General features: G+C 65.7%; 15 protein-coding genes. 5 read left to right on the top strand and 10 right to left on the bottom strand.

Translation table 11 applies throughout. The features are described from left to right. Positions 1 to 52 precede the first annotated feature (52 nt). The 3 genes from AC6I9R_RS05960 to mnmH form a co-directional block, all read right to left on the bottom strand. Positions 53 to 388, bottom strand: a complete 336-nt coding sequence (locus AC6I9R_RS05960) for a DnaJ family domain-containing protein (protein ID WP_461427913.1) — start codon at positions 386 to 388, stop codon at positions 53 to 55. Further along, on the bottom strand, positions 385 to 3510 hold the full coding sequence (locus AC6I9R_RS05955; protein WP_461427912.1) for a valine--tRNA ligase: 3126 nt from the start codon (positions 3508 to 3510) through the stop codon (positions 385 to 387). Before AC6I9R_RS05955 ends, AC6I9R_RS05960 begins: the two co-directional genes overlap by 4 nt. A gap of 128 nt (positions 3511 to 3638) precedes the next feature. Beyond that, the gene (mnmH, locus tag AC6I9R_RS05950; RefSeq protein WP_461427911.1) at positions 3639 to 4685 is read right to left on the bottom strand and encodes a tRNA 2-selenouridine(34) synthase MnmH; all 1047 of its coding nucleotides are present in this window, start codon (positions 4683 to 4685) and stop codon (positions 3639 to 3641) included. A gap of 251 nt (positions 4686 to 4936) precedes the next feature. Between mnmH and yghX the strand changes: the two genes are divergently transcribed. Together yghX and AC6I9R_RS05940 are read left to right on the top strand one after the other, a co-directional pair. Beyond that, positions 4937 to 5848 (top strand): YghX family hydrolase, encoded by a 912-nt coding sequence (yghX, locus tag AC6I9R_RS05945; RefSeq protein ID WP_461427910.1) that lies wholly within the window; start codon positions 4937 to 4939, stop codon positions 5846 to 5848. A 139-nt stretch (positions 5849 to 5987) separates the two neighbouring features. Further along, positions 5988 to 6572 (top strand): class I SAM-dependent methyltransferase, encoded by a 585-nt coding sequence (locus AC6I9R_RS05940; protein WP_461427909.1) that lies wholly within the window; start codon positions 5988 to 5990, stop codon positions 6570 to 6572. Between the two features lie 11 nt (positions 6573 to 6583). Here AC6I9R_RS05940 and AC6I9R_RS05935 read toward each other — a convergent pair whose 3' ends face one another. The 7 genes from AC6I9R_RS05935 to AC6I9R_RS05905 form a co-directional block, all read right to left on the bottom strand. After that, entirely contained in the window at positions 6584 to 7768 is a 1185-nt protein-coding gene (locus AC6I9R_RS05935; protein WP_461427908.1) for an MFS transporter, read from the bottom strand. Positions 7769 to 7843: 75 nt separating this feature from the next. After that, the gene (locus AC6I9R_RS05930) at positions 7844 to 8725 is read right to left on the bottom strand and encodes an NAD(P)-dependent oxidoreductase (protein WP_461427907.1); all 882 of its coding nucleotides are present in this window, start codon (positions 8723 to 8725) and stop codon (positions 7844 to 7846) included. A 58-nt stretch (positions 8726 to 8783) separates the two neighbouring features. Continuing rightward, the gene (locus AC6I9R_RS05925; RefSeq protein WP_461427906.1) at positions 8784 to 9566 is read right to left on the bottom strand and encodes a citryl-CoA lyase; all 783 of its coding nucleotides are present in this window, start codon (positions 9564 to 9566) and stop codon (positions 8784 to 8786) included. Continuing rightward, positions 9563 to 10750, bottom strand: coding sequence for a CaiB/BaiF CoA transferase family protein (locus AC6I9R_RS05920; protein WP_461427905.1), 1188 nt, complete (start codon positions 10748 to 10750; stop codon positions 9563 to 9565). Before AC6I9R_RS05920 ends, AC6I9R_RS05925 begins: the two co-directional genes overlap by 4 nt. Beyond that, positions 10740 to 12266 carry a tripartite tricarboxylate transporter permease gene (locus AC6I9R_RS05915; protein ID WP_461427904.1) on the bottom strand — a complete coding sequence of 509 codons (1527 nt, stop codon included), beginning with the start codon at positions 12264 to 12266 and terminating at the stop codon, positions 10740 to 10742. Before AC6I9R_RS05915 ends, AC6I9R_RS05920 begins: the two co-directional genes overlap by 11 nt. Before the next feature lie 12 nt (positions 12267 to 12278). After that, the gene (locus AC6I9R_RS05910; protein ID WP_461427903.1) at positions 12279 to 12770 is read right to left on the bottom strand and encodes a tripartite tricarboxylate transporter TctB family protein; all 492 of its coding nucleotides are present in this window, start codon (positions 12768 to 12770) and stop codon (positions 12279 to 12281) included. Between the two features lie 147 nt (positions 12771 to 12917). Beyond that, positions 12918 to 13892: a tripartite tricarboxylate transporter substrate binding protein gene (locus AC6I9R_RS05905; RefSeq protein ID WP_461427902.1), complete on the bottom strand. Its 975-nt coding sequence runs from the start codon at positions 13890 to 13892 to the stop codon at positions 12918 to 12920. 99 nt (positions 13893 to 13991) lie between these two features. Between AC6I9R_RS05905 and AC6I9R_RS05900 the strand changes: the two genes are divergently transcribed. The 3 genes from AC6I9R_RS05900 to AC6I9R_RS05890 are packed head-to-tail and all read left to right on the top strand — an operon-like array spanning position 13992 to position 17049. Next, positions 13992 to 14651 (top strand): response regulator transcription factor, encoded by a 660-nt coding sequence (locus tag AC6I9R_RS05900; protein ID WP_461427901.1) that lies wholly within the window; start codon positions 13992 to 13994, stop codon positions 14649 to 14651. After that, a complete protein-coding gene (locus AC6I9R_RS05895; protein WP_461427900.1) occupies positions 14648 to 16015 on the top strand; it encodes a sensor histidine kinase in 1368 nt (455 codons plus the stop codon). The genes AC6I9R_RS05900 and AC6I9R_RS05895 overlap by 4 nt, the downstream gene beginning before the upstream one ends. Beyond that, entirely contained in the window at positions 15985 to 17049 is a 1065-nt protein-coding gene (locus tag AC6I9R_RS05890) for an ABC transporter substrate-binding protein (protein WP_461427899.1), read from the top strand. Before AC6I9R_RS05895 ends, AC6I9R_RS05890 begins: the two co-directional genes overlap by 31 nt. Position 17050 lies beyond the last annotated feature (1 nt).

The following is a 17050-nucleotide window of genomic DNA, read 5'->3' as shown; positions in this document are numbered from 1 at the left end:
CACCCAAACGGCGGCTTTGCCTCAATGGAGGGTTTCCGTATGGAGGTTTCCCCTACGTGCTGCGCATCGCGCGCATCCGCGCCTCGGTCACGATAGACAGCTTCATCTCGGCCTCGGCCAGCCGGGCCATGGCGGCTTTCTTGTCGGCCTCGGGCGCGTCCTGGTAGGCCGCCCGCGCCGCGTCGCGGGCCTGGCGAAGGCGGATTTCTTCAGGGACAGCACCGTGTTCGGCCATCAGGCGGAAGCCCACGGCCTCGGCGGCGTCGATATGCGCCGCCTCGGGGTGATCGGGAAGCGGTTTGCCTTCCCCCGCCAGGCCGGAAAGCTTCCCCTCGGCCTGGGCCTTTCGCATGTGCCTTTCGGCGAGTTTCTCAAACCAATGGCTCATGCCACCTCATTAAGCCGCGCCAGCGCCTGTTTGATCCGCGCCTCTTCCTCTTCGCGCGCGGCGAGGTTGGCGGCCGTTTCTTCGACCACCTCGGGCGGGGCGCTTTCGGCGAACTTGGGGTTGTTGAGCCGCCCGCGCAACCCGCCCAATTCCTTGGCGAGTTTGCCCAGGGTCTTCTCCAACCGCGCCTTTTCCTCGCCCACGTCGATCAGATCGGCGATGGGCAGGCCAAACGTACCGCCATCCACGGCGATCGTGACGGTGCCTTTGGGGAAGGCGTCGGTGGGGGTGACTTCGCTGAGCCGCGCAAGGCGGGTGATCATGGCCGCGTTGTTGTCGAAGGCCGTTTGGCCCACCGTATCCAGATCCGTCTGCAGCAGCTGCACCTTGAGGCCCGCGGGCACGTGCATCTGCTGGCGGGCAGAGCGGATCGACTCGATCAGGGTGATCACCCAAGACATTTCTTTTTCCGACGCCGCGTCGACCAGCTCGGCCCCGTAGGTGGGCCATGCGGCGTGAACCAGCATCGTGTCGCGCGCGGTGATCTCGCCCCACAGCTCTTCGGTGATGAAGGGCATGGTGGGGTGCAGCAGGATCAGGCATTGGTCGATGACCCAGGCCATCGTCGCGCGGGTTTCTGCGATGACGGCCTCGTCTCCGCTGGCGAAGAGGGGCTTGGCGAATTCCAGATACCAGTCGCAGACCTTGCCCCAGACGAACTGGTAGAGCCCCCCCGCCGCGTCGTTGAAGCGGTAGTTTTGCAGAGCCTCGTCATGGGCCATGCGGGCCTTGGCGGTCTCAGTCACGATCCACTTGTTGACGGTTTGGGTGGGGGACGCGGGGTCGAAGGAGGCGTCCGGCTTGCACTCATTCATCTCCGCAAACCGCGCGGCGTTCCAGAGCTTGGTGCCAAAGTTGCGGTAGCCCTGGATGCGGTCGGTGGACAGCTTCAGGTCCCGCCCCATGGCGGCCATGGCGGTCAGCGTGAAGCGGACAGCGTCGGCACCGTATTCGTCGATCAGCTCCAGCGGGTCGAGGACATTGCCGATGGATTTCGACATCTTCCGGCCCTTCTCGTCGCGGACGAGGGCGTGGACGTAGACGTCGCGGAAGGGGATGTCGTCGACGACGGCCAGCTGCATCATCATCATCCGGGCGACCCAGAAGAAGATGATGTCGAAACCGGAGACGAGGGTGGAGGTGGGGAAGTATTTTTCGAGTTCCGGGGTTTGTTCCGGCCAGCCGAGGGTGCCGATGGGCCAGAGGCCGGAGGAGAACCAGGTGTCGAGGACGTCGGGGTCGCGGTAGAGCGAAATGTCTACAGTGTCTCCATGGAATGGCCTATCAGCAGTACCTGAACCTGAATTCGTCCCATAGAATTCGGCATTGAAGGCGCTTGAGGTCTGGGATTCTCCAATCTCGAAAGCGCCAAAGAATTCAGCGTAATAGGCGCGTGCTTGGTTTGCCGCGTCTTCAAAAGAGGCCGCGCAGAAGGCAACTGATTCATTGTTGCTAAATGTGCGCTGTGGGACTGCGCCTTGGCGCTCAGCCCTGTCTCCGAACACATCGGCCATGAAATTGTCGTCAATCTTCGGCCCATACCAAACCGGGATCTGGTGGCCCCACCAGAGTTGGCGAGAGATCGTCCAGGGCTCGATATTCTCCAGCCAGTGGAAGTACACCTTGCGGTGCTGTTCGGGCAGGATCTTCGTGCGGCCGGAGCGCACCGCCTCCAGCGCAGGCTCGACGATTTTGGCGGTGTCGACGAACCATTGGTCCGTCAGCATCGGCTCGATCACGACCTTGGAGCGGTCGCCGAAGGGCTGGGTGATGGGCTTGGCCTCCACCAGGGGGACCTGCGTGATCTCCTCTTCCTCCTCGCCCTTCTTCTGCGGCTTCTTGCCCAAGCGCGGGTCGTCGGAGGTGGTCATGACCGCAAGGCCCTCGGCGGTGATCTCTTCAATCACACGCTCGCGGGCCATGAACCGGTCCAGGCCGCGCAGGTGGTCGGGAACGAGGTTGAGGGCGTCGACTTCCATCTCGCCCAGTGTCGTCTCACCGTTGGCGACCGCTTGCGCAATCTCGGCGGCCTCGGCGTAGGGCGCGCCGTCTTCGCGCAGCGCGCCTTTGGTGTCGAGCAGGCGGTAGCAGGGGATGTTGCCGCGTTTGGCGACCTCGTAGTCGTTGAAATCATGGGCGCCGGTGATCTTCACGGCGCCCGAGCCGAAGGTCATGTCCGGGTATTCGTCGGTGATGATCGGGATCAGGCGGCGGTGTTCCTTGGGGCCGACGGGGATCTCGCAGAGCATGCCGACGATGGGTGCATAGCGCGCGTCATCGGGGTGGACGGCGACCGCGCCGTCGCCGAGCATCGTCTCAGGCCGCGTGGTGGCGATGGAGATGTAGTCCCGCGTCTCGCGCAGGGTCTCGTTGCCGTCTTCGTCTGTCTCGACGTACTCATAGGTCGCGCCGCCCGCGAGGGGGTATTTGAAGTGCCACATGTGGCCGGGCTGGTCGATGTTCTCGACTTCGAGGTCGGAAATCGCCGTCTCGAAATGCGGGTCCCAGTTCACCAAGCGCTTGCCGCGGTAGATGTAGCCCTTGTTATACATCTCCACGAAGACCTTGATGACGGCGTCGTGGAAATTGCCTTCCTCGCCCTCAGGAGCACCCGGCGCGCCGGACATGGTGAAGGCCTCGCGCGACCAGTCGCAGGACGCGCCGAGACGCTTGAGTTGCTCACGGATGGTGCCGCCGGATTTGGCCTTCCAGTCCCAGACGTGGGCGAGGAAGTCTTCGCGGCTGAGGTCCTTGCGCTTGATCTGGGATTTCGCCAGCTCGCGTTCGACAACCATCTGCGTGGCGATGCCCGCGTGATCCGTGCCGGGCTGCCAGAGCGTGTCGAAGCCGCGCATGCGGTGCCAGCGGACGAGAACGTCTTGCAGCGTGTTGTTGAAGGCGTGGCCCACGTGGAGGACGCCCGTGACATTGGGGGGCGGGATCATGATGGAGAACGGCTCGGCCCCCGGCTTGGCGTTGGCACCAGCCTTGAAGGCACCGGATTGGTCCCAGGCCGCGTAGATGCGGGCCTCGGCCTCGGCGGCGTTGAAGGTCTTTTCCATGGGTCTCACCCTTTGTTCGCTTGGGGTGGGGAGTAGCGGATGGGGAGGGAGAGGTGAAGGGCGTTTTGCGCCTGGGCCGGGTTCGGGACCCTCCGGGGGGGATATTTTTGGAACGGGGAATGAGGGGGTTACGCGAGGCGGGCGGCGATGGCGCGGGCGGCGGTGTCGAGGGCCGCGTCCGTCAGGTCGCCTGCGTCGATCGTGGCGAGGGGGGAGGCGGATTTGGATTTGGTGAGCCGGGCGTAGGCCGGGTCGTAGTGATCGGTGATCAGGGCCTGGGCGAGGGCCTGGGGTTGGTTGGTTTGCAGGAGGGTGAGCCAGTGGTCGACCGTGGCGTGGCCCGCGTGGGGCCGCAGGTGGTTGAGCCGCGCGGTCAGGGCGGGGGCGTTGGCGAAGAGGTCGGCGTAGGCGTCGGCGAGGAAGCGGGCGCGGTGGTGCGGCGTGGCTTCGACGAGGATCCGGGGGCTGTCCTTCATGGCGACCCAGAGGGCGGGGGGCAGGCGGAGGGTGCCGATGCGTGCGGATTCGGCTTCCACCAGCAGGGGTTTGGCGCGGTCGAGGGACGTCAGGGCTTCGAGGAGTTGGGTTTCAAACCCCTTCTGGGCGGGTTGTTCGCCGTCGATATCACCCAGGACGGAGCCGCGATGCCGCGCCAGGCCTTCGAGGTCCAGCGTCTGGACGCCGAGGGCGGCGGTGCGTTTGATCAGCTTGGTCTTGGCGGTGCCGGTGTAGCCGTCGAGGCGGATCAGCTTGAAGGGCAGCATGCCCTCGTAGAGCTGTGCGACCACGTGGCGGCGCCAGGCCTGGTAGCCGCCTTCCAGCACCTGGGCGCGCCAGCCGATCTGGCTCAGGATCGAAGTGAAGCTGCCCGAGCGCTGGCCGCCGCGCCAGCAATAGACGAGCGGGCGCCAGCCGCCCTTGTGATCCAGCAGGTGGGTTTCGATCGCGGTGGCGGCATTTCGGGCCACGCGGGTGGCGCCGATTTTGCGGGCCTTGAAGGGGCTTTCCTGGGTGTAGATCGTGCCGACCTCGGCGCGTTCTTCGTTCGACAGGACCGGCATGTTGACGGCGCCGGGGACGTGATCCTCGGCATACTCGGCGGGCGAGCGGACGTCGATGATGGTGTCAAACCCCTCGGACTGGAGGGTGGGAAGATCGGTGAGGGTGTAGGCCATGGGAGCGGCTTAGGGGAGATTGGGGGGGAGGTCAAAGCGGCGGGTCGGGTGGGGTTGTGCTCAAGCTTGAGCATGTGGGTTAAGCCCCTGTTATCGCTATATTTTCCAATTTTTGTTAACCCTATGTTAACCTTTTGAGCCCCCTTGAGCGCAGGTGATCACGCCGCTTTGATCATCGGCCTGCCGGAATGCGCTATCCTCTCCGCATCGCCATATCGCCATATCGCCTCATCGCCAAGGGAGTTGCCGCCATGAAAGATCTGACACCACCCCACCGCCTGACCGCTGCTGACTTCGATCAGGACCTTTTGGACCTCTATGATTACTACGCGCACGGCCATATCTCGAAACGGGAGTTTCTGGACCGGGCGGGCAAATGGGCCGTGGGCGGGCTGACCGCCATGGCGATCCTGGGCGCGCTGTCGCCGAATTACGCCCTGGCGCAGCAAGTGGCCGAAGATGACGCGGATATCATTGGCGAGGACATCACCTACGCCAGCCCCAATGGCACCGGAGAGATCACCGCCTACCTCGTGCGCCCCGCCAACGTGAACCCCGACCGTCCGCCCGCCGCCGTGCTGGTGGTCCATGAAAACCGGGGCCTGAACCCCTATATCCGCGACGTGACCCGCCGCCTGGCAAAGGCAGGTTTCATTGCCATGGGGCCGGACGGGTTATCCTCGCTCGGGGGCTATCCGGGCACCGATGATGAGGGGCGCGCGATGCAGCGCACGCTTGATCAGGGCGCGCTGCTGAACGACTTCTTCGCCGGGTTCGAATACCTTCAGGCACTGGAAGGGACCAACGGCAAGGTCGGCGCGACGGGGTTCTGTTATGGCGGCGGCGTGGTCAGCCGCTTGGCGGCGGCCTACCCGGAACTGGCGGCGGGGGTGCCGTTCTATGGCTCATTCCCCGATGCCGAGCAGGTGGCGGGCATCGAGGCGCCGCTGATGGTGCAACTGGCCGCGCTGGATCAACGGATCAACGCCATGTGGCCGCCCTTTCAGCGCGCGATGGAGGCCAATGACAATATCTACGAAGCGCATATCTACCCCGGCGTGAACCACGGGTTTCACAACGACACCACGCCGCGTTTTGATGCCGAGGCGGCAGCGCTGGCGGAGGAGCGCATGGTGGCGTGGTTCCGGACGTATCTGGCGTGAGGTAGAGGGCGCCGGGGGCGGCTTGGCGACTGCCGCAACAGACGCCGTGAAGAAAAGAAAGCGACTGGTGCAATTCGGGCCGAGGTGACATCCTTTCGGGATGGTAGACAAAGTTGCGCACTCGACACCGCGGTATGACGTGGCAGCGCCCCGCTGGGGCGACAAGATGCGCACGCTGGGGTATTATGACGGCTACCTTGGCTTCCTGTCCGCGCCGCAGCAGCGGCCCGAGGGCGACTTGCGCGTGATCGATGTCGGCGCGGGCACCGCCTCTTTTTCCGAGGCCTGGGTGGCGATCAACGGGCCGCCGCATTCCTTGACGCTGCTTGAGCCAAGTCGGGCGATGCTGGAACGCGGCCGCGCGGCGTTGCAGGGGCGCGGGGTCAACCCGAGGCTTGTGGAAGCGCTGCTGGGAGAGGTGGCGCTGGAGCCCTTTGATGAAGTTCTGGCGGCCCATGTCATCGAGCACTGCCCTGACCCGTTAACCGCGCTTGGGCAGATGCGGGTTCTGCTGCGTCCGGGCGGCAGATTGAACCTTGTGGTCTCCAAGCCGCATTGGTGCAACGCGATCATCTGGTTGCAATGGCGGCACCGGACGTTCCGCGAAAGCGAGATCTGTGGCCTTCTGCGCAGGGCCGGGTTCGAGATTGACCGTGTTTATGCCTTCCCCTCGGGTCCGCCGTCGCGCACCAGCCAGGGGATTGTCGCGCGGCGGGTGGGCTAGGGCGGGGGACGTCACGCCGTCGCGCGGGCCTCTGCCACGAAGTAGACGGCAGCCAGGACCAGAAGCACGAGGGATACGCCCGCAAGCACGACCCAGCCAAAGCCCGCCACAAGCGCGCCGGCGGCGAATGCGCCGATGGTGGAGATCAGCGCGATGACGGTGTCATTGGCGCCCTGGATCAGGGCCTTCTCCTCCTCCGCCACGGCGGCGGCGAGCATGGTGGTGGCGGCGATGAAGCCGAAATTCCAGCCGATGCCCAGCACGATCAAGGAGACGTAGAAATGGGGGGCGGTCAGGCCGCTCATCGCGGTCACCGAGGCGGCCATGAGAAGCCCGAGGCCCAGAAGGGCGATGCGCTGCACCCCGAAGCGTTTGATCAGGAACCCGGTCAGGAAGCTGGGGGCAAACATCGCCACGACGTGCCAGCGGATCACGTCGCCCGCGAGCGCGTCACTGAAGCCGCAGCCGATCATCGCCAGGGGCGTGGGCACCATCAGAAACACCATGATGCCCTGGGACACAGCCCCGAGGCCGACGGCGCGGCGCACCGGTTTGCGTTTGAGCACCGACAGGGCGGCCAGGCGTTGGCGCAGGCTTTGGGGCGCTTGTTGCGTGGGTTTGGGCAGATTGGTGAAGATCAGCGGCAGGAGGCCGATCACCGACAGGCCCGCGAGCGCGGCGTAGGCTCCGGCGAGGGGGATGGGGGCCAGCGCGTCGCTGGTCCAGATGAAGACCTGGGGGCCGACGAAAGCGGCGATCAGCCCGGAGGTCAGGATGAGGGAGATGGCGACGGGCTGCCAATCGGCGCTGACCGTCTCGGCGGCGGCGAAGCGGAAGTACTGGTAGCAGGCGAGTGCGGCACCGAGTGCGAGGTGGGCGAGGCAGAGCAGCAGGAAACTGTCCTGGAAGATCGCCCAGACGCCCATGAGTGCGCCGAGGATGGCGCAGGCGCCCCCGGCGACGAAGCCGATCTTGCGCCCGTATTTGCCCATCAGCAGCGAAAATGGTGCCGCGCAGAGCAGCCCCGCGAGGGTGGAGAGGGAGGCGGGCAAGGTGGCCAGCGCCGTGGACGGGGCCAGCATCAGGCCCGCCAGCCCGCCGAGGATGATCATCATCGGCATCGCCGAGCCGAGAAGCGTGTTTGCCACCAGCAGCCCCAGATAGGTGCCGTTGCGGGCGATGATGCTGGGGATCATGGGAAGCGTCCTACCGAGGTCTCGGCAGGACGTGTGGCGCGCGGCGCGGATGTCAACGGGCAGAGCGCACCCGGTTCAGATATCGCCGTTCATTTTACGGAAGCGCTGGATCAGCGACGACGTGTCCCAACGGCCGCCGCCCAATTGCTGCACGTCGCCGTAGAACTGATCGACCATGGCCGTGACCGGCAGGGTGATGCCCATCTCCTTGCCTTGCGCGAGCGCGATCCCAAGGTCCTTGCGCATCCAATCGACGGCGAAGCCGTGGTTGAACTCATTATCCACCATGGTGCCCGCGCGGTTGGCCAGCTGCCACGAGCCGCCCGCGCCTTGGCTCACCAGATCGGCCACCTTCTTGGCGTCGAGGCCCGCTTGCATGGCCATGTAGAGCCCCTCGGACACCGCCTGGATCGCGCCGGCGATGCAGACCTGGTTGACCATTTTCACCAGCTGGCCCGAGCCCACGTCGCCGAAATGCACGGTGCCCTTGGAATAGGCCGCGATGATCGGTTTGGCTGCGGTGAAGTGATCGTCTGCGCCGCCGCACATGATGGCGAGTTGGCCGTTCTCGGCCCCCGCCTGGCCGCCGGAGACGGGCGCGTCGACCCAGCCGATGTCCTGGCTGGCCGCGACCCCGGCAAGCTCCCGCGTGACGAGGGCCGAGACGGTGGTGTGATCGACGAAGATCGCGCCCGCCTTCATGCCCGCCAGCGCACCGTCCTCGCCCAGCACAACGCTGCGCAGGTCGTCGTCGTTGCCGACGCAGGCCATGACGAAATCCGCGCCATCTGCGGCTTCGCGCGGGGTCGCGGCGTGGGATCCGCCGATGTCAGTGGACCACTTTTCGGCCTTGGCGGCGGTGCGGTTGTAGACGGTGACGCTGTGGCCTGCGTTCACCAGATGCGCGGCCATGGGGTAGCCCATGACGCCAAGTCCCAGGAATGCCAGTTTCGCCATGATGTGTCCCCCTCAAGGTTGTGAATTGAGCGGAAGGTAACAGGGTGCGGTCTGGTGTCTAGGTGCCGTCGTAGCGCCAGCGGTAAGCGGGCGGCGTGGGGCCTTTGTTGCGCCCGCCCTGGAGGGTCTGTTCCCAGGAATGGGCAAGGATGCCGACGGAGCGCGACAGGCAGAAGAACCCCCGCGCGAGGGGGGCGGGGCAACCGAGCTCTGCGTAGATGACGGCGGTGGCGCCGTCGATGTTCAGGGGCACGGGCTTGCCTTTTTCGGCGGCGATATGGGCCTCGATGCCGCGGGCGATGGCGGCGTAGGCGCCGGGGACGGCGCCCAGTTCCGCCGTGTCATCAACGAGGCTCAGGAGCCGGGGCGCGCGGGGGTCGGTGGGCGTGTGGAAGCGGTGGCCAAAGCCCGGCAGAAACCGGCCATGCTCGGCGCGCCAGGTGTCGAGCGCCTGGGCGAGGTTCTCGGGCCCCGCGCGCTGGACGTGGTGATAAAGCGAAACCGCCTGCTCCCCGGCCCCGCCGTGGACGTCGCCCAGCATATTCACCCCAGTGGCCATGGCGTTGTTGAGGCCGACGCCACAGGTCACGGCCATGCGCGCGGCAGCGATGGACGGCGCCTGGGGGCCGTGGTCGACGGCGGCCACAAGGGCGGCCTCGAACAGGGCGGCCTGGGGCGGGGACAGCGGCGTGCCCATGACCAGGAGCCAGATCATCTGGGCGAAGCTTTGGGAGCCGATGAGATCCTCGATCGGCTGGCCGCGCAGGGCGATGCGCCCCGGTTCCATGTCGATGATCGACGTGCGCCACCAATCGGCAACGTCTGTATTAGCTTCGCTCATATCACCCCCTCCTCGGTCATCCTGCGGATGTCCTCCTCGCAGTAGTCTAATTGCAGAAGGATGTCGTGGGTGTCTTGGCCGAGCACCGGCGGCGGGGTTGGCACGGAGGGACGCTCGCCGTCGAGTTGAAAGCCGGTGGAGACGACATCCACGGCGGTGGCAAGGCTGGGGGCAATATGGCGCGCGATCAGGCCCCGGTCCGCCACCTGGGGGTGAGAGAGGATTTGCGGCACGCTCAGGACGGGACCCGAGGGGATGCCGTGGGCGTTCAGCAGATCAACCCAATGGGCGGCGGGTTTGGACGTAAGGACGACTTCAAGCTCTGCCCGCAGCGCGTGACGGTTGGTCTTGCGGTCTTCCCGCGTCAAGAACCGAGCGTCTGCGAGGAGGTCGGCACGACCGAGGAGGGGCGCGAGGGCCTGCCATTGCTCGTCCTTGTTGGCGGCGATGTTGAGGGGCGCGTCAGCGGCCTGAAACGTGCCCGAGGGGGCGGAGGTGGGGTTCTCATTGCCGTTGGCCTGGGGGGCTGTGCCGCCGATCAGGTGGTTGGAGACGACCCAGCCCATGGTCGCCAGCGTCGCCTCCAGCATACTGACGTCGATGAAGGCACCCCGCGGCTGCGCGTTGAGCGCGGCGGTGATCGCCATGGCGGCGGTGAGGCCCCCGACGGTGTCCGACAGGGGGTAGCCGACGCGGGTGGGCTCTCCGCTGCCGGTGATCGACATGACGCCGGAGGCGCCCTGGATGATCTGGTCATAGGCCGGGTTGCCCGCCCAGGGCCCGTCCTGGCCGAAGCCGGAAATCGCGCAATAGATCAGGGCGGGGTTCCCGGTTTTGAGGGTGTCGTAGCCGAGGCCCAGGCGGTCCATCACCCCGGGGCGGAAGTTTTCCACCAGCACGTCAGCGGTTTTCACCAGACGCCTCAGCGCCTCTTTCCCCGTCGCGTGCTTGAGGTTCAGGGTGATGGATTTCTTGCCCGCATTCTGGGCCAGAAAGCTGATGCCCATCCCCTGCGCCGACAGCGCGGGCGAGACGCCGAGGTTGCGCGCCAGATCCCCCCCGCGGGGGTTTTCGACCTTGATCACCTCGGCCCCCAGGTGGGCCAATTGGTGGCAGGCGAAGGGGCCTGCCAACACATTTGTCAGGTCCAGGACCCGGATCCCCGCAAGGGGATCAGTCGCCATCGGCCACGCCCTTGGCGCGGTTGCGCGCGCGCGCCGCGCGGAACGTGGGCAGGACCACCAGGAACGCCGCAAGGACCAGAAGGCCAAGGGTCATCGGACGCTCCAGAATGAAGCCCAGGCCTTGGTAGAGCTGCATGGAGCGCGAGAAGTTATCTTCCAGCATCGTGCCCAGGATGAACCCGATCAGTAGCGGCGCAAGCGGGTAATCCGCGAACCGCAGGATCGTGGCAATGACGCCGAAGCCCACGAGGATCAGCAGTTCCGTCGCGTTGTTCTGGCCGATGTAGGCCCCCATCAGGGTGAAGAACAAGATGAACGGGATCAGGTAGTTGCGCGGGATCGCGAGGATCTTGGCGATGTAGGGGATCAGCGGCAGGTTCAGCACCAGAAGCACCAGGTTGCCGATATACATGGAGATGATCACGGCCCAGAACACCTGCGGCTCATCCACCATCAGGCGCGGGCCTGGGGTGACATTAAGCGCGATCAGTGCGCCCAGAAGGATCGCCGTGGTGCCGGAGCCGGGGATGCCCAGGGTCAGCAGCGGCACGAAAGAGCCGGTGCAGGCCGCGTTGTTGGCCGTTTCCGGCGCCGACAGGCCCTTGATGGAGCCTTTGCCGAATTCGGCCTGTTCTTCCTTGGTGGCGAGGTTCCGTTCCACCGCGTAGCCCAGGAACGAGGCGATCGTGGCCCCTGCCCCCGGCAGCACGCCGATGAAGAAGCCCTGGACGGACTGCCGCCCGATGACGGGGGCAATGGCGCGGGCCTCCTGGCGGTTGATGCGCAGGTTCTCGATCTTGCCGGAACTGTCCTCTTCCGAGCCCTGGGCCGAGCGGGCCGGGTTCATCACCAGAAACAGCGCCTCGGGCAGGGCGAACATGGCCATGGCGAGGGTGATGAAGGAAAAGCCCGATTGCAGGTCGAGGATGCCAGCGGTGAAGCGCGGCATGGCGGCCAAGGCGCCTTCGCCCACCGTGGCCATCATCAGGCCCAGGATCGTCATCATCACCGCTTTGCCGACCTGACCGGTGCCGGCAAAGGCGGCGATGGCCGAGAGGCCCACGACCATCAACGCGAAATACTCGGCGGAGTGGAACAGCAGCGCGACAGACGACAGCATCGGCGCGAAGATCATCAGGAGGATGGCGCCAATCGTGCCGCCCATGAAGCTGGAGATCGCGGCAATGGTCAGCGCTTTACCGGCCTGGCCTTTTCGGGCCATCGGGTAGCCGTCGAAGGACGTGGCGACCGTGCCCGCGACCCCCGGCGCGTTCAAAAGGATCGACGAGGTGGAGCCGCCGAAGATGGCGCCATAATAGACGCCCGCCAGCAGGATCAGGGCGGCGGTGGGATCGCCCAGGGTGATCGCCACGGGGATCATGATGGCGATGATCGACATCGGGCCCAGGCCCGGCAGCATGCCGATGAACGTCCCGATGATACAGCCGAACACGACCATGCCGAGGTTGAATGGGTTAATCGCCGTTTGCAGGCCGATCATGAGTCCTTCAAGCATCGTAACGTCTCCTTACGCCAGGAAGAACGGCCAAGGCCGCAGGAAGATGCCAAGGACCTCTTGCACGAGATACCAGACGATGAAGGTGGCAAGGCCTGCCACGGGGATCATTATGTGGAACTTCCGCTCGCCCAGGATGAAGCTGCCGACCACGAGGAACAGGGTCGTGGCGGCGATGAAGCCTGCGGGGCGCAGCGCTAAGGCATAGACGACCATGAGGATCAGAAGGCCAATCGCCTGGCCGGTGTTGTAGTCCTGCAGGCGGCGGTAGTTGATGTCCGTCGCAGAGGGCTCTTTCGTCGTGTCCTGCTTTTCGAGGCCCAACACGACGACGAGACCCACAACGATGCCTGCCACGGCAAGGATCTTGGGGAAGGTGGAGGGCCAGACGGGATTGCGCTGCATGAACGGCGGCAGCAACTGGTCCATCGTGAAGAAGGCTGCGTAGCCGTAGGCGCAACACATGCCCACGAATATCAGCGCGATCCAGCGATCGAGCGCCATGGTGTCCCCTCCCAAGGAATGTCTGGTTTGTTGTGGGGCACGGCAACAAGTGTGCCGTGCCCATTCTCAAAGCGCCCGGAATGGCTACCGGGGTGCCTCTCGGGACATTTTCCGTCGGAAAATACCCTGTCGGCCCCGTTGGGTTCTTTACAGGAAGCCCAACGTGCGCATCAGGTCGCCGATTTGCTGTTCCTGGTTCTCCAGAAAGGCTTCGAAATCGTCGCCGGGGTTGTGGATGTTGACCCAACCATTTTGCGCGCGGATGGTCTCCCATTCGGGCGTGTCATACATGGCGGCGATGGCCGCACGCATGGCCGAGACGGTCTCTTCATCCAGACCGGGCGCTGCGAAGAAGCCGCGCCAGTTGACGAATTCCACGTCGATGCCCTGCTCCATCATCGTGGGCGCGTCAGAGCCCTCGATCCGCTCGGCCGCGGTCACGCCAAGAATGCGCACTTCGCCCTGATCGGCCAGGGTCACGGCCTCGGAATAGCCGGTCGACAGTGCCTGGATCTCGCCGGACAGAAGGCCCGCCATGGCAGCGCCGCCCGCGTCATAGGGGATGTAGTTGAAGCCGGTGGGATCTTCGCCCGCCGCTTCCATCGCCATGGCCGCCACGAGGTGGTCCATGCCGCCGGGCACCGAGCCGCCGCCGATGGCGAAGGATGTGGCGTCCGCCTGGTAGGCGGCCACAAGATCACCCATCGAGGTCAGCTCGCTGTCGGCGGGCACAACCAGAGCGGCATAGTCGCCGATGGTGCCAGCCACCAGCGTCAGATCCCGGAAGCTCTGCGGGAACACGCCCGTCAGCGAGCGAATGACGATGGGCGTAGAATTCACCATCATCGTGTTGCCCATGCTGTCGGCGTTCTCGATCATGTGGGCAATCGCCACACCGCCGCCGCCCCCGGACATGTTCTCATAAGAGGCCGAGCCCACAAGGCCTGCGCCGGTCAGCGCCTCACCCGTGCCGCGCGCGGTGCCGTCCCAGCCACCACCGGCGCCGCCGGGGATCAGAAAGTGAATTTCGTCCAGCACCTGGTGGCCATCGGCCTGTGCTGCACCCGAAAATGCGACCATTGCGGCAGCAGCGGTCATCATAACCCGACGGGTTAGTTTCATGGTAGTCCTCCCATTTGACAGGCGGTCGTCCGCCGCCCATTCCTTAAGCGTTGCATTCGAAGCTGACAGCAGCCTGACATGCAACTTAAGGGAGTGTTCATGCGGTTCTTACTCGTTGAAGATAATGCAGAATTGGCGGATTCAGTCGTTCAAAGACTGGGCCTGGATGGCCATGCGGTGGACCATGCGGGCACTTTGGCGGAGGCGGAAGACAGCCTGGCGGTGGCGGAATATGACCTGATTCTTCTGGACGTGATGTTGCCCGATGGCGATGGGCGCGACCGGCTAAAGCGGTGGCGGGACCGGTTGGAGACGCCTGTGATCGTGCTGACTGCGCGCAGCCAGATCAGTGACCGGGTGGGGGCGTTGGACCAGGGGGCGGATGACTACATTACCAAGCCGTTTGACTTCAGCGAGCTGGAGGCGCGGTGCCGCGCCGTGCTGCGCAGGCGGGGCGGCGCGGCGAAGAATGAGGTGGCTTTGGGGGAGGCCGTGTTTGACCCGACGGCGGGCACGTTACGGGCGGGCGACGCGGTGGTGGAATTGCGCAACCGGGAGATCCGGCTGCTGGAGGTTTTTGCGCGCAATCCGGGGCATATCCTGAGTAAATCACAACTGATGGACCGGCTGTTCAGCCACGATGCGGATGTCACGGAGAACGCGATTGAGGTCTATGTGGGGCGTCTGCGCCGCAAGCTCGACGGAGTGGGTGTGAAGATTGAAACTGTGCGCGGGGCGGGTTACCGGATGTCCGTATGAGCGTGCAGCCCGGCTGGTCGATCGCGCGGAAACTGACGCTGTTTCTGGCGGCAATCGTGGCGCTTTTGGCGTTGGTGAGCTGGGGCATGGTCACGAGCTTTGCGCGGGAAGCGGCGGGGCGAACGCAGGACAATATTCTTGCGGCCTCGGCCACTTCCATCGCGGAAACGTTGCGCTCGGAAGCGGGGCAGGTGCGGCTGGAGCTGCCCTATGCCGCCTTCTCGATGCTCGGTGCGATCAGTGAGGATCGGGTGTTCTACCGGGTCGCAACGGGCGCGGAGGTGCTGACGGGCTACGCCGACCTGGAAGGGCCCGAGGTGACGCCGGGCGAGGTGCGATTTGCCACCCTGGACTACCGAGACGCCACCGTGCGGGCCGTATCGGTGATGCGCGTGATCCTGTCCGACGGCGAAGCGGTGCCGATCACCGTGACCCTGGCGCAGACCCGCGACGGGGTGCAGGGCATCGCGGCGGGGCTGTCGCGGCAGGCGGCGGTGCTGTCGCTTGGCGTGTTCCTTCTGGCGGTGGGCCTTTCGGCCTATGCGGTGCGCGCGTCGCTGCGGCCGCTCAACACGATGGCGCAAAACGTCTCCACCCGCGGGCCATCGGACCTGCGGCCGTTGCGCCGGCGGGGGCCACCGGAGTTGATGCCGCTGGTGCGCGCGCTCAACCGGTTGATGGAGCGCTTGGGCGCCTCCATCCAGCGGTCCGAGGACTTCATCGCCGAGGCCGCGCACCGCGTGCGCACGCCGCTGGCGATTGTGCGGACCCAAGCCGAGATCGCCCTCCGCTCGGTCGAGGAAGAGGCGCAGAAGCAGACGCTGCGCCGGGTGATCCGGGCGGTGGACGACAGCTCCAGGTCGGCGTCGCAGCTGCTGGACCACGCGATGGTGTCGTTTCGCGCCGACGATCTGGCGCGCGAGCGGGTGGACGTGGCCGCGCTGGCCAGCGCGGTGGCCGATGCCCTGCGCCCGACGGCGGAGATGAAGGACATCGACATCGCGATGTCCCTGGCCGAGGTGGCGGTGGAGGGCGACGCGATCCTGTTGCAGAACGCGCTGCGCAATGTGTTGGACAATGCGATCAAATACTCACCCGCCGAGACCGTGGTGCAGGTCGACGTGGCGCAGGTCGGGGGCGAGGCGCTGGTGAGCGTGCGCGACGAGGGCGCGGGGTTCGGCGACATGTCCGCCGCGCATTTGACGGAGCGGTTTCAGCGCGGTGACAAGGTGGAGGGCATCGTCGGATCAGGCCTGGGGCTGACCATCGCGGAAGAGGCGCTGCGCGCCCATGGCGGGCGCTTGGATCTGGGCTTTGCGGAAGGAGGCGGCGCATGTGTGCGGTTGATTTTGCCAGCGGCCTGAGGGCTGTCGTTGGTCGTTGGGTGGTCCCACCCCTCCTCGCTACGCTCCTCGCAGCGGCGGCTTGGGGGCAGGAATTCGAGATTGAGGATCGGCGGGAATATCCCGGCACCGGAGGTGCTGTGTTGCGGGTGATTTCCACCGCGGATCTGGATGTGTTTGAGCCGTTCCTGCTGCGTTTTCAAGAGGATAACCCGGAGGTGGGGATCGACTATGTCGCCGCATCCTCAGCCGAGTTGAACCGGGCGATACGGGGCGGGGCGGCGTTTGACCTGGTCCTGTCGTCGGCCATGGACCTGCAGTTTACGCTGGCCAATGACGGCTATGCGCAGAGCTACACGAGCGGCGTCACCGACACGCTGCCCGATTGGGCGCGGTGGAACGACCAGCTGTTCGCCTTCACCGCAGAGCCTGCGGTGATCGTGATCAACGAGGCGCGGTTTGCGGGCCTGCCCCTGCCCCGCACCCGCGCCGAACTCGTCACGCTTCTGCGCGACAACCCGGAGCGGTTTGCGGGCCGGTTGGGGACGTACGATTTGCGCAGGTCCGGCCTGGGGTATCTGTTTGCGACGCAAGAGGCGCGCTCGTCGGACGCCTATTGGCGGCTGACGGAGGTGATGGGGCGGCTGGACTCGCAGCTCTACTGCTGCTCGGCCCAGATGATTGACGCGGTGGCGAGCGGGGATCTGGCGCTGGCCTACAACGTCCTGGGCTCCTACGCGGCGCAGAGGTTGGACCGGGACGAAGGGCTGGCGATCCTGGCGGTGGAGGACTTCGCCAACGTGATGCTGCGCACGGCGCTGATCCCGGTCACGGCCACGGAAGACGCGGCGGCGGGCGCGATGTTGGACGCGCTGTTGCGCGAAGGGATGGGCGAGGGCGCAGCCGCGCCGGTCCTGCCGCCGCTGCAATCGCGGGGGGACGCGGCGGGCTCTCCCTTCGGGCCGATCCGCCTGGGACCGGCCCTGATGGTGTACCTGGATCGGTTGAACCGAGAGAGTTTCCTGGCGGCCTGGGACGCGGCGATGGAGCAGTGAG

This window comes from Gymnodinialimonas sp. (genome assembly GCF_059726805.1).
Note: the sequence above shows the minus strand (reverse complement) of the source record. Positions and strands in the feature narration are given on the sequence as shown.

Bases quoted from the DNA above. Each gene is read 5' to 3' on its own strand.
- AC6I9R_RS05960 (WP_461427913.1), bottom strand. From the start codon at position 388: ATGAGCCATTGGTTTGAGAAACTCGCCGAAAGGCACATGCGAAAGGCC.
- AC6I9R_RS05955 (WP_461427912.1), bottom strand. From the start codon at position 3,510: ATGGAAAAGACCTTCAACGCCGCCGAGGCCGAGGCCCGCATCTACGCG.
- mnmH (WP_461427911.1), bottom strand. From the start codon at position 4,685: ATGGCCTACACCCTCACCGATCTTCCCACCCTCCAGTCCGAGGGGTTT.
- yghX (WP_461427910.1), top strand. From the start codon at position 4,937: ATGAAAGATCTGACACCACCCCACCGCCTGACCGCTGCTGACTTCGAT.
- AC6I9R_RS05935 (WP_461427908.1), bottom strand. From the start codon at position 7,768: ATGATCCCCAGCATCATCGCCCGCAACGGCACCTATCTGGGGCTGCTG.
- AC6I9R_RS05930 (WP_461427907.1), bottom strand. From the start codon at position 8,725: ATGGCGAAACTGGCATTCCTGGGACTTGGCGTCATGGGCTACCCCATG.
- AC6I9R_RS05925 (WP_461427906.1), bottom strand. From the start codon at position 9,566: ATGAGCGAAGCTAATACAGACGTTGCCGATTGGTGGCGCACGTCGATC.
- AC6I9R_RS05920 (WP_461427905.1), bottom strand. From the start codon at position 10,750: ATGGCGACTGATCCCCTTGCGGGGATCCGGGTCCTGGACCTGACAAAT.
- AC6I9R_RS05915 (WP_461427904.1), bottom strand. From the start codon at position 12,266: ATGCTTGAAGGACTCATGATCGGCCTGCAAACGGCGATTAACCCATTC.
- AC6I9R_RS05910 (WP_461427903.1), bottom strand. From the start codon at position 12,770: ATGGCGCTCGATCGCTGGATCGCGCTGATATTCGTGGGCATGTGTTGC.
- AC6I9R_RS05905 (WP_461427902.1), bottom strand. From the start codon at position 13,892: ATGAAACTAACCCGTCGGGTTATGATGACCGCTGCTGCCGCAATGGTC.
- AC6I9R_RS05900 (WP_461427901.1), top strand. From the start codon at position 13,992: ATGCGGTTCTTACTCGTTGAAGATAATGCAGAATTGGCGGATTCAGTC.
- AC6I9R_RS05895 (WP_461427900.1), top strand. From the start codon at position 14,648: ATGAGCGTGCAGCCCGGCTGGTCGATCGCGCGGAAACTGACGCTGTTT.
- AC6I9R_RS05890 (WP_461427899.1), top strand. From the start codon at position 15,985: ATGTGTGCGGTTGATTTTGCCAGCGGCCTGAGGGCTGTCGTTGGTCGT.